Here is an 11524-nt window from a genome sequence, read left to right as displayed (position 1 = left end):
GCCCGGGCCATCCGGCTGGTCCGCTCGGCCTCGACCGCTTCGACGTGCGAGCGCCGGAAGCCTTCGCGCCCCTGCCCGGGCTCCCCCATGCCGATCAGGACCCCCGGCACCGCCACGGCGGCCAGCCGCTCCACGACCTCGTCCCGCGGAGCACTGGGCCAGCCGAGCCACGCCCACCAGGACCCCTCGCCGATGGACTGCGCGAGCACCGAGCAACCCTCGGCGGCGTCGGAGAGCTGACGGACCGCTGCGCGGGCGTCGGCGTCCTCGCCCAACGCGACCGCGACCAGCGCGACGTGGTGGTCGCGCACCTCGTAGCCCAGCGCCAGGCTCGCCTCGACCAGGTCCACCGGACCGTCGCTGCGGAGCAGGTCGATGACATCGCGCCCCGGCGGCCGCCAGCCGCCACCCTGGGTGCCGAACAGCTGGCGGCTCTCCTCGACCAAGCGCTCGCACGCGCTGTCGATGAACGCGAACATGCGCGCCGTCGACAGGGCGAGCACCCGGTGCCGCAGCTCCGGGTCGGCGACCCGCGCCTCCACCTCGCCTGCCCACAGCTGCCAGAGCTGCCCGTGCCCGACCCGGTACCCGTGCAGCACGCGGGTGACGTCGCCGCCGTCCTCGGCGGTCTGGCGCAGCAGTGCGACCGTGCCGATGATCGGCTCGATCAGGTCGGCCTCGATCCCGAAGGCGAACATCGCGAGGATCCCGCCGACGTTCTGCTCGACCGCGACCCGCACGACCTCGATCTGCTCCGGGGTGTGCTGCGGGGCCAGCCGCGGCTCCTTCTCCAGGATGCGCAGCAGCACCGAGTCCGAGAGCGCGGTCGCCTGCGGCAGGACCTCGATCGCGACCTTGCGCAGGCTCTCCGCGACCTGCTCGTCGCGCAGGGCTGGGGCGGCGGTCACCGCATCAGCTTGTCAGGCCGGGGCGATCAGGAACGCACGAGATAGATCCCGCACAAGATGGTCGGGATCACCACGCACCAGGCCGTGAACGCGAACCGCAGCTGCGGCGGCGCGGTCCGCAGCTCCATGAAGTGCTCCATGATCAGGTACACCTTCACGAAGCCGGTGATGATCACCAGCACCGCGGCCAGCTTGGTCGCTCCGTGCCCGTCACCGAAGTACCACGAGACGCACGTCGCGAGCATCAGGACGACCCACACGATGGTGATCGGCCGGCCGGCGTGGGCGATGTTCTTCTCGACGATGGCCATGTCCTGCGCCATCTCGTCCGCGGTGCGCGACGTCGTCATGACTCAGACCCTCATCAGGTAGAGCAGCGGGAACAGGATGACCCAGAGCAGGTCGACCAGGTGCCAGTAGGCACCGAAGACCTCGGCGAGCTGCATCTCGCGGTTGGTGTGGACCGCCCGCTTGGAGATCCGGTAGGCGACGAACATGCCGATCATGCCGATCACCAGGTGGAACAGGTGCAGCGCGGTCCCGATGAAGTAGTAGCCGTAGAACAGGTTCTCGTCGATCGAGTGACCGTCGTTGATGAGCATCGAGTACTCGATGCCCTTGTTGACCACGAAGATCAGTCCGCACAGCCAGGTGAGCCCGAACAACAGCGGCGCTCCGCCCGACCCGGTGCGCATCGCGCGGATCGCCCGCACGACCAGGAGTGAACCGACCAGCAGCAGCAGCGTGTTCAGCGCGCCGAACTCGATGTGCAGGCTGTGCCGCGACGCCTCGAAGACCTCCGGCTCGTCCATCCGTGCGGAGACGATGACCAGGAAGATGATGCTGAAGGCGATCAGGTCGCCGATGATGAAGATCCAGATCCCGGCCTCGCCCGGGATGCGGCCCTTCAGCGGCTTGCGCTCTTTCTCGGTGGCGATCCGGATCGCCTCGCCGCGCGCCGTCCCCTGGAACGGATCGCCGAACAGTCCGGCGAGCGGGTCCTGTTGCATCTGAGTCACCGAGCGTCTCCGTGAATCAAGGGGGCGGAGGGGTGAGGACCACGGTGCCGACGGGGAGACCCCGCCGGCACCGTGGCACTCGACTAACCGGTTGCTGTGAACCGTAGAGAACGAGGTGTTACTTGGCGACCACGTCCTGGGTGTGGACGTAACCACGCTGGACGTTCTTGTAGCTGAGCCAGGCGAAGGTGAGCACCCAGAACCCGAAGATGCCGAAGTTCCAGTAGAGGGCGAAGATGCCGTTCCAGCCGAACGCGCCCTCGAAGAAGAACAGGTCGCCCTGGCCGCAGATGTAGGAGCAACCGGCCAGGATGCTGAGGTAGCCGGACCACCGCGGGAAGACCGGGGTGCTGGACTTGTCGAGCAGGATCGCCGCGGCCAGCGCCCAGTTCCAGAAGGTGAACGGCATCCAGGTGCCGAGCAGGATCATCCAGCCGAGGTCGTGCATCATCTGCACGTTGGCGGCGTAGGCGATGTACTCCATCGAACCCGGCGCCAGGTCGCACGGATTCTTGTCCGAACACCCGCCGGCCCGGAAGGCCGCCGCGTACCACACCGCACCCATGATGACGATCTGCGCGGTGCCACAGGCCATGCAGACCAGCTGCACGTAGGTCCAGACCGGGAAGGCGCCTTCCTTGCGACGCGTCTGCACGGCCATCACCACGCCGTACCAGCACATCACCGAGTAGGCGATGGTCATGAAGACCAGGCCGACCTTGAGCCGGGTGTTGTGCGCCTGGTACCACTCGAGGACCTCGACGGCGCTCGCGCCCGGAAGCTTCTCCGGCGGCCAGTAGCCCGACAGCCAGATGGCGCCGATCCCGAAGAACACGATCATTCCGGGACCCCAGAACGCGCAGGCGAGCTGCCCGATCCGGTTCATGCTCTGCGCATCCTTCTGCGCCGGGCTCAGGTCCTCGTAGCTCTGGGACGGGACCATCTGCTCGGGGCTGGCCGCCGCTGACGACGGCTCGAAATCTCTAACGGTCACCGAGGACCTCCTGAAGGGGCGATGTCACGACGCGTCGGGCGGCACCCGGGCGCGGTTCGCATGGCCCAAGTCTTTCGATAAACAGTCGTTCGTTCGACAGGCCAAGGGAGGAAATCTCTCCCCCAAAGGTGGGGTTAGTCGTACACCTGAGGTCGGTCAGCCGGTGAGTCAGCCGGTGAGGACGTCCTGCTGGTGGACCAGGCCGCGCTGGGTGTTCTGGAAGCTCTGCCAGCTGAAGTAGAGGACCCAGAACCCGAAGGTGGCGAACGGGATGTACATGGCGATCAGGCCGTTCCAGCCCAGCGCGCCCTCGAAGAAGAAGTAGATGCAGTTGCCGGGGATGAAGCTCAGGCCGACGAAGATGCTCATGTACCCGGACCAGCGCGGGAAGGCCGGCGTCTCGGTCTTGTCCAGCAGGATCGACATGCCGAGCGCGATGCACCAGAAGGTGAACGGCATCCAGGTGCCGAGCAGGATCATCCAGCCGAGGTCGTGCATCATCTGCACGTCGTGCGCGTAGGCCATGCGTTCGACGGAATCGGTGATGACACAAGGGTTCTTGTCGCTGCACCCGTCGGCCCGGAAGGCCGCGGCCGCCCAGATCGCGCCCATCAGGATGATCATCGCGGTGCCGGCCGCCATGCATGTCAGCTGCAGGTAGGTCCAGACCGGGAAGGCGCCTTCCTTGCGCCGGGTCTGCACGGCCATCCCGACGCCGAAGCAGCACATGAACGAGTAGGCGATCGTCATGAAGACGATGCCGATCTTGAGCTTGGTGTTGTGGGTCTGGTACCACTCCAGCATCTCCAGCGAGCTGGCGCCGGGCAGCTTCTCCGGCGGCCAGTAGCCGGCCAGCCAGATCGCGCCGATCCCGAAGAAGATGATCATCGTCGGGCCGAGGACCGCGCAGATCCACTGCCCGGTCCGGTTCATGCTCTGGGCTTCGCGCTCGGCGACGTTGAGGTCGCGGTAGCCCTGGGCCGGCGCGAGGTGCTCGATTCCGGACGGCGCGGGCGCGGGCTCGAAGTCCTTAATGGTCACGGGAGGTCCTCCGGGGGCATCGACGCGTGGTCAGCTGGCCCGACCACCGCCGTCGCGTGGGCCACAGTCTTCCGAGCCAACGAGTTGGTATCCCCCCTCCGAAGGAGGGATTTATATCCCTCGTTAGTGGGGGGTGTCGTACCCGCTACGGACAGCCCCGTTGGTGGGGCCCGCAGCTCCTACGGACGTTCCGGCCCCGAGGTAGAGCGCGATGGCCTGCGACCGGTTCAGCACCCCGAGCTTGGCGAGGATGTTCTTGACGTGTGACTTCACGGTCCCAACGGTGATGGCCAGACGTTCGGCGATCTCGTTGTTCCGGGCGCCGGCGACGATCAGCTCCAGCACCTCCAGCTCCCGGGCCGTGAACTGTCCGAGGCGGGTGCTCAGGCCCTGGCGCAGCACGGTGTGCTGGTTGCCGGTCGGGGCGAATTCGTGGACCAGGGTCAGCTCGGCGTCGGTGAGCTCGTCCATCGCCTGGGTGAGCCCGGCGAAGGTGGAGCGGACCTGCTCGCTGCGACTGTGCAACTGCTCGAGCAGGGTGGTCCGCTCGTAGAGGTGACCGAACCCCTCGGCGAAGGTCCACAGGATGTCGCGGTCCGCCTCGTCGCAGGTCCGGCCCTCCGGGCCGTGGTCGGCGTGGAAGAAGCCCACCACCTGGCCGCCGGGCATGATCGGCGCCGCGACGTAGGACCGTACCCCGGCCTGATGCACCATCTGCGCGATGCCCGAGACGTTGGTGTCGAGCACCAGCGCGGGACGCCGCTCGTGCAACAGACGGGTCTCCAGGGTCAGGTCGTCGAGCGGGATGGCCTTCTCGATCCAGTTCTTCACCCAGCCCTCGCCGAGCAACGAGGCGTTGCCCTTCCAGGGCCGCCACATCCCGGCCTCGACCCGGGCCAGCATCGTCCGCTTGAACCCCAGCGAGCGGATCAGCTCGTCGCAGACGCCGTCGATCAGTCCGGCCGTGGTGGTGATCTCGCGCAGCCGCGCCAGGCCGCGTTCGCACTCGGCCAGCTGGCGCGCCCGCCGCACCATGGTGCGCTCGGAAACCGCGTCGGCCATCCGGGCGGTCTCGCTCACCAGCCGGGCCAACTCCACCCGCCGCTCGCCGGTCAGGGCGGAGTCGCCGAGTCGGGTAGTCAGCTCCGTCTGTAGGAGGGCCAGTCCCGCCGCTGGGTCCAGACCGCGCAGGGCGAAGCCGCGACCCACTTCGTCCTCCGCGTGCTCGGACAACGCGGCCAGCCCCCGGTCCACCTCGAGGCCGGCGGCCCGCCAGCCGGGACCCGTCGTGGGCGGCGGGAAACGGGGGGTCATGCCTGCTCCCGGATCCGGAGCTGGAGATAGCGGGAGACGGCGTCGGCGCGACTGGAGGCCCGCAGCTTGCGGGAGATCGAGCGCACATGGGACTTCACGGTCTCCTCGGCGATCACCAACTGATCGGCGATCTGCCGGTTGCGGGCGCCCTGCACCATCAGCTCCACGACCTGACGCTCCCTCACGGTGAGCAACTGGTCCACCGGGGAGATGGCGATCTTGCGCAGGCCGGCCGCCATCCGGACCACCGCCACCGCCTCGCGGTCCCGGCGGATCAGCACGGTTTCGGCGTCGTTGAGGCCGGACAGCTCGCGTTCGGTGGCGCCGAAGGCGTCGTGCACCCGGACCCGTTGGCGCTCCAGGCGCTCGAGCAGCGCGGTGCGCTCGAAGACCAGACCGAAGCCCTCGGCGAAGCTGGCCACGTTGTCCCGGTCCAGGGTGGTCAGCGCGCGGCCACCCTCGACGCAGTCGGCGTGCACGAAGCCGATCACGCGCTGGTTGGCCAGGATCGGTGCCGCGACGAACGCGGGGCTCTCCGAGATCGACATCAGGTTCTCCCGGTGCCGGCCCTCGGGGGCGCGGACCAGGATGGCCACCCGGCGACGGACCAGATCCGTCTCCAGCACGCCGTTGCCCAAGGGGATCCAGTTCCCGGTAACGTACTCCGAGATCCGCCGCGCCAGCACCGGGTCGTGATCCGGCCGGATCCAGACCGCCTCGGCGCGCCAGGATGACCCGCGCACCCCGGAGACCAGGGTCCGGTCGAGGTCGCAACTGCGCGCGAGTTCCTCCGCGGCCTGCGGCACCAGCTGCGCGGTCGTCGGCAGGGCGCGCAGCCTGGCCAGGCCCTCGTGGATCCGCTCGAGCGTGGTGAAGCGGATGGCCATCACGTGCTCGCGCAACCGATTCTGAAGCTGCGTCAGATCTAGTAGTGCCGCCGCGAGCTCGAGCACCTCGGCGGGCCGGCGACCGAGGACGTCGGACAGGGCCGCGTGGATCTGCTGCGCCAGCTCGTCGAGCTCACCGGCCAGCGCATTGGGCACGGACAGGTCGGGACCCGGCGTGCCGGCCGAGAGGGCTGCGGCACGCTTTCCGGCGACGGCGAGGCGCTCGCGGTACTCCGCGCGGGCGGCCCGCACCACCGCCGCTACTGATCCTCCCCCAGCCGGACCGCGACCTCGTGGTGGAAGGCGGTCAACCGACTCTCGGCGGTGTTGAACATGTTCCGCCGGAATCCGAGGCTGTTCACGAGCTGGCCGAAGTCGTCGAGCACCTCGGAGTCCTCACCGAGAACGGTGACGAAGTGCTCCCAGTCGCGCAGGTTCCGCTTCATCCACTGCTCATCGGTCTGCCCGTCCGGGGTCGGGCCGACGACGTGATGGGCGATCAGACGGGTCTTGTCGACCGCGAGCGGCCAGGCCGACCACATCTGCAGGTGCGTCGGGAAGCAACTGAAGATGGTGTTCGGGAACGTCAGGTAGTGGCACAGGTGGGTCTGGCGGTGGTCCTCGGACTCGACCCGCTCGGTGAAGCCACGGATCGGGATCGTCATCCAGGAGTGCGGCGACGGCACCCGCAGCACCGCCTCCCGCCAGCGCACGATGCTGCCGAGCGAGTCCTGGTGGGTGAACGGCACGTGCCAGGTCTCGTTGAAGCCGTCGAGGACGACCTTCCAGTTGGCATTGAGCACCACCTCGGTGCGGTAGACCGTGCGGAACTCGTCCAGCCCGTAGCCGGACAGTTCCGCACCGACCTCGCCGAGGTAGGGCAGCAGGTCCGGTGTGGTGTCCGAGAAGCAGATCCAGATGAATCCGGACCATTCCTGCACCCGCACCGCCGGCGCCCGCAGGCCGACCAGTTCGGCGGCGTCGAAACTGTCCTTGAGCGGGACGGTGTTGACCACGCCCTCGAGGTCGTAGCCGAAGCCGTGCCACGGGCAGCGGACCCGGCCGGTCGGGCACGGGCCGGACTCGCGCACGATCTTCGCGCCCCGGTGTTGGCAGACGTTGTGCCACGCGCACACCCGGCCGTCGGCGAGGCGGCTCAGGACGACCGACTGCTCGACGCCCTCCCAGACCTGGACGTGCTCGCGCAGCAGGTCCTCGGCCGGCATCACCGGGAACCAGGTCTTGTAGAAGATCTCCTGCAGTTCTCGCCGGTACCGGTCGGGATCGCTGTAGACGCGGATGTCCAGCGAGCTGGGCGCGAGGGGGTACTGGCGCTCCTCCGGGGTGAGGACGGCGCCCTCACGGTCGTGCGCGAGCTCCGGCCCAGTCTCCGGTGAGGTGTCCGGAGATACCTGCGTCATGCCGTGCCTCCCAGCAGTCGGTCCGGGGACCACAGCACCGTGGTGCTGGCCCGGACCTCGACCTCGTCGACGCCCTCGAGTTCGAGCAGCGCGTCGGTGATGAAACGTCGCATCGCCCCGTAGTGCAGGCAGGAGGGATCGGTCAGCACGAGCTCGACCTCGACCCGCGCCCCGGCCACGTCGACGCGCTCGACGAGCCCCATGTCGGTGATGTTCGTCGGTTCGCGCATCAGCAGGCTGCAGGGCTCGGGCACGGTGCGCAGGCACTCCCGGACGCGCTCAGGAGTGATGGCCACCGTGACGGTCATGCCGTGGCCCCCGACGCCGCGGGACTGCGCACACCGCTCCAGGGCGGGGCGCCACCGGCGGCCCGCTCCGTCTCGAACGCGTCGCCGGCGGTGTCGGCCAGCACGCCCTCCGAGGTCCGGCCATGCAGCCGCAGCGCATTGCCGCCGAGGATCGCGGCCCGGTCGGGCGCGGTGACCTGCGGGCAGCCGTACTTCTCCAGCGCCTCGGGCGGCAGCTCGTAGTTCTCGAACGCCCGCAGCAGCAGGTCCGGATGGGACAGATTGCTGCCGCTGCCGTAGAGCAGTCGGCTGGAGCCGCAGGCGCCCAGGAAGCGGGCGAGCACGCTGGCGAAGACCTCGGGCCGCACCACCAGGTAAGCGAACGTGGTCTCCATCGTGGCGTGCAGGTTGGGGTGACGGCGCAGCAGTTCGGCGGTCCGGTCGATGAAGGCCGCACCGGCGTGAACCAGGAAGAAGTTCAGGTCGGCGAAGCGGTCCAGAGCACCGGAGACGTCGTCGAGGTCGAAGGCTTCCTTAGGCGCCGGCGGCAGCCAGAGCGTCTTGTGTACCGCGACGTTGCGGATGCCCAGTTCGCGCGCGGCCTCCAGCACAGGGGTCGCGAAATCGGAGCCGTCCAGGCGCCAGCCCTCGGCCAGGTCGTCGTAGAAGAACGCCGGGTAGAGCTTGAGGCCGTCCACGCCGAACTCGCGGACCTGGAACTCCAGGTCGCGGATCGCGTCGGCGACCACGTGGGTGTCGATGGTGGCGTAGAACGCGAACCGGCCCGGGTGCAGATCGCGGTAGGCGGCGGCGCGCTCCGGCGCGGTCACGAAGGAGTTGGCGAAGCCCAGGTTCGGCAGCGCGTGCAGCACCGCGAAGTCGGTGGCGCTCTCCACGAACAGCGAGCGGGCCATCGCGTCGAACGAGAAGTCGGTGAAGAACTCCTCGCGAGTCAGCACGTGCTCGGGGTTCTCGCCGGTGGCCATCACGTGGGCGGCGTAGACGGCGTCGAGCTGCTCCGTCGCGCGGGGGTTCCGGTTCTTCGGCGCGAGGTTGTAGGGGTGCACCACAGCGTCCGCAACGACATGACCCTCAAGCACCGCCAACACCTCTCCCGCGCCGCTCATCCCGTCCCGGACGAACGCTTGTTCGGTCACGCTGCCACCGTTCGGCGGGGCCGTCAAGTGGACGGCCGGAGCCTTGACACGCCTTTCCGAACGAACGTAAGTTCGGCAGCGGAATCGCACCGCCCTGTGTGGTTCCTCACCCCCGTCCGCGGCGGGTTCACGTCCTTATTGAGCGGAGCGCACTTCATGGCCGGACGGCTCGACGGCAAGGTCTCGATCATCACCGGCGCGGGATCCGGCATCGGCGCCGCGACCGCCCGCCGATTCCACGCCGAGGGCGCCAAGGTCGTCCTCGCCGACATCTCCGGCGCCCAGGAGACCCTGGCCAAGGAACTCGGCGAGGGCGCCGCGTCGGTGCACGTCGACGTTTCCCAGGGCGAGAGCGTCCAGGCCATGGTCCAGTGCGCCGTCGACACCTTCGGCCGCCTGGACGTCCTCTACAACAACGCCGGCATCGACGGCGACTTCTTCCCGGTCGGCGAGCTGCCCGAGGAGTCCTGGGACAAGGTCCAGAACGTCAACCTGCGTGGGGTCTATCTCGGTATGCGCCACGGCATCCCGGCGATGCTGGCCTCCGGCGGCGGCTCGATCATCAGCACCGCCTCGATGGCCGCCACGGTCGCGTTCCCGACGATGGCCAGCTACTGCGCAGCCAAGGGCGGCGTGGTCATGCTGACCAAGACCGCGGCCGCCGAGTACGCCGCCCAGGGCATCCGGGTCAACTCGATCTCACCCGGCACCATCGAGACCGCGATCACCGTGCACCTCCCCCAGGACATGATCAAGGCGATCATCGAGCGCAACCCCGTCGGACGGATCGCCGACGCCAGCGAGGTCGCGAGCCTCGCCGTGTTCCTCGCCAGCGACGAGTCGGCCTTCATAACCGGGGCCGACTACCTGATCGACGGCGGCTACACCCTGCTCTGACCCTGATCTGACCGTCTGCCACTTCCGCTTTTAGGCCTAGCCCGGGCCAGAGGAGGTTCCACCGCTCATGGGATTCAAGGCACAGGAAACCGAGTACCACGTCCCGACGCAGGAGGAGATCGACGCGTCGATCGCCAAGTACGGCCGGGACATCTACAACGACTTCGACCTCGACGCTCCGGTCTTCAACGACCAGCACTACGACATCCTCGACGACCTCGTTGAGCGCTGCCCGGTAGCGCACAGCACGGTCGGCGAGGGCTACTACCTCGCGACGCAGAACAAGGTCGTGCGCGAGGTCGGGCAGAACTGGCGCACCTTCTCCGCGGCCAAGGGCTACATGCCCAACCGCCCGGAGGGGTTGCCGTACCTCTACCCGGAGGAGTCGGACCCGCCGCTGCACACCGCGTGGCGCACGGCGCTGAACCCGTTCATGGGCCCGGCGACGATCAAGGAGTACGAGGCCACGATCCGGGCGGATGCCAACAAGCTCATCGACGCGTTCATCGATCGCGGCGAGTGCGAGTTCGTCTCCGAGATGGGCGCGCTGCTGCCCGGCTGGGCGTTCTTCAAGAACGTGCTCGGCGTCCCGATCGAGGACCTCGACAAGCTCGTCGACGGCGTCGAGGACGGCACCTTCAACCCGGACCCCGTGGTCCGCGGCGAGAAGTTCGGCTACGTCTTCCAGTACCTCGGTGAGTACCTGGCCAAGCGCGCCCAAGAGCCGCCCCGCGGCGACATGGTCGACATGATCGCGGCCGGTGTCACCTACGAGGACGGCACCGAGTCCGCCTGGGCGGACCGGGTCAGCGTGCTGGTCGACATGACGTTCGGCGGCATCGCGACCACGACGTACGTGATGGCGGGCGGCCTGCACTGGCTGGCCACCAACCCCGACGCCCGCAAGCTCCTGATCAGCGACATGGACACCTACATGCCGCGCGCCATCGAGGAATTCGCCCGGGTCTTCCCGCCGGTCGTGGCCCTCGGCCGCACCTGCACCAAGGACGTCGAGCTCGGAGGTCGCTCCCTCAAGGAGGGCGACTACGTGATGATGGTCTACGGCGCCGCCTCGCGTGACCCGCGCGTCGTCGAGGACCCGAAGAAGATCGACATCACCCGCGAGACGGTGCTGCACTCCGCGTTCGGCGTCGGCATCCACCGGTGCATCGGCTCGAACCTGGCCCGTCTCGAACTGCGCGCCACGTTCGAGGAGTGGCTCAAGCGGATCCCCGAGTACAGCGTCAAGCCCGGGGGCGAGCCCGTCTACGTCTCGGGCTTCCTGCGCTCGATGCGGTCCTGCACGTTCCAGTGGTGAGGTGACGATGGTGAAGGCGCACATCGCCCTCGGTATCGACGGCGGCCAGCAGGGCTGCACCGGCCACGGCCGGTGCGCGGTGATGGCCGGCGACGTGTACGAACTCGACGACGACGGCTACAACCTGCACCGCGGCAGCTACGTCGAGGTCCCGCCAGGCCTCGAAGAGTCGGCGCGCTACGGCGCGAAGGTCTGCCCGGAGCGGATCATCACGATCGAGGAGTAGCAACAACTCCCCCGACCGCTGGCCGCCGAACCATTAGGCGTGACACGCCTAATGG

Annotated in this window: 13 protein-coding genes; 3 read left to right on the top strand and 10 right to left on the bottom strand. The window is 68.5% G+C overall.

The annotated features are described in order from the left end of the window. From H0X00_RS15825 to H0X00_RS15780, 10 genes are all read right to left on the bottom strand, one after another. The coding region (locus tag H0X00_RS15825; protein ID WP_293772717.1) for a hypothetical protein at positions 1 to 908 on the bottom strand (908 nt) is incomplete at its 3' end. 26 nt (positions 909 to 934) lie between these two features. Further along, complete coding sequence (locus H0X00_RS15820) at positions 935 to 1258, bottom strand: cytochrome C oxidase subunit IV family protein (RefSeq protein WP_293772715.1); 324 nt, start codon at positions 1256 to 1258, stop codon at positions 935 to 937. A gap of 3 nt (positions 1259 to 1261) precedes the next feature. Beyond that, positions 1262 to 1918, bottom strand: coding sequence for a cytochrome c oxidase subunit 3 (locus tag H0X00_RS15815; protein ID WP_293772721.1), 657 nt, complete (start codon positions 1916 to 1918; stop codon positions 1262 to 1264). A 127-nt stretch (positions 1919 to 2045) separates the two neighbouring features. Further along, a complete protein-coding gene (locus H0X00_RS15810) occupies positions 2046 to 2921 on the bottom strand; it encodes a hypothetical protein (protein WP_293772713.1) in 876 nt (291 codons plus the stop codon). Between the two features lie 168 nt (positions 2922 to 3089). Beyond that, positions 3090 to 3962, bottom strand: a complete 873-nt coding sequence (locus H0X00_RS15805; protein WP_293772712.1) for a hypothetical protein — start codon at positions 3960 to 3962, stop codon at positions 3090 to 3092. Positions 3963 to 4085: 123 nt separating this feature from the next. Further along, entirely contained in the window at positions 4086 to 5276 is a 1191-nt protein-coding gene (locus H0X00_RS15800) for a LuxR C-terminal-related transcriptional regulator (protein WP_293772710.1), read from the bottom strand. Next, positions 5273 to 6418: a response regulator transcription factor gene (locus H0X00_RS15795; protein WP_293772709.1), complete on the bottom strand. Its 1146-nt coding sequence runs from the start codon at positions 6416 to 6418 to the stop codon at positions 5273 to 5275. Before H0X00_RS15795 ends, H0X00_RS15800 begins: the two co-directional genes overlap by 4 nt. Before the next feature lie 5 nt (positions 6419 to 6423). Then, positions 6424 to 7584, bottom strand: a complete 1161-nt coding sequence (locus tag H0X00_RS15790; protein WP_293772707.1) for an aromatic ring-hydroxylating dioxygenase subunit alpha — start codon at positions 7582 to 7584, stop codon at positions 6424 to 6426. After that, positions 7581 to 7892: an iron-sulfur cluster assembly protein gene (locus tag H0X00_RS15785; protein ID WP_293772705.1), complete on the bottom strand. Its 312-nt coding sequence runs from the start codon at positions 7890 to 7892 to the stop codon at positions 7581 to 7583. The genes H0X00_RS15790 and H0X00_RS15785 overlap by 4 nt, the downstream gene beginning before the upstream one ends. Beyond that, positions 7889 to 9028, bottom strand: coding sequence for an amidohydrolase family protein (locus tag H0X00_RS15780; RefSeq protein ID WP_293772703.1), 1140 nt, complete (start codon positions 9026 to 9028; stop codon positions 7889 to 7891). The genes H0X00_RS15785 and H0X00_RS15780 overlap by 4 nt, the downstream gene beginning before the upstream one ends. 156 nt (positions 9029 to 9184) lie before the next feature. On the opposite strand from H0X00_RS15780, the gene H0X00_RS15775 reads away from it, so the two are divergent. The 3 genes from H0X00_RS15775 (at position 9185) to H0X00_RS15765 (ending at position 11469) form a co-directional block, all read left to right on the top strand. Then, complete coding sequence (locus tag H0X00_RS15775; protein WP_293772701.1) at positions 9185 to 9925, top strand: SDR family NAD(P)-dependent oxidoreductase; 741 nt, start codon at positions 9185 to 9187, stop codon at positions 9923 to 9925. Between the two features lie 67 nt (positions 9926 to 9992). Further along, a complete protein-coding gene (locus tag H0X00_RS15770; protein ID WP_293772700.1) occupies positions 9993 to 11243 on the top strand; it encodes a cytochrome P450 in 1251 nt (416 codons plus the stop codon). 7 nt (positions 11244 to 11250) lie between these two features. Beyond that, on the top strand, positions 11251 to 11469 hold the full coding sequence (locus tag H0X00_RS15765; protein WP_293772719.1) for a ferredoxin: 219 nt from the start codon (positions 11251 to 11253) through the stop codon (positions 11467 to 11469). Positions 11470 to 11524 lie beyond the last annotated feature (55 nt).

This window comes from Sporichthya sp. (assembly GCF_013815995.1).
In the GTDB taxonomy this organism is placed as follows: domain Bacteria; phylum Actinomycetota; class Actinomycetes; order Sporichthyales; family Sporichthyaceae; genus Sporichthya.
This window is presented reverse-complemented; position numbering and strand designations above follow the sequence as displayed.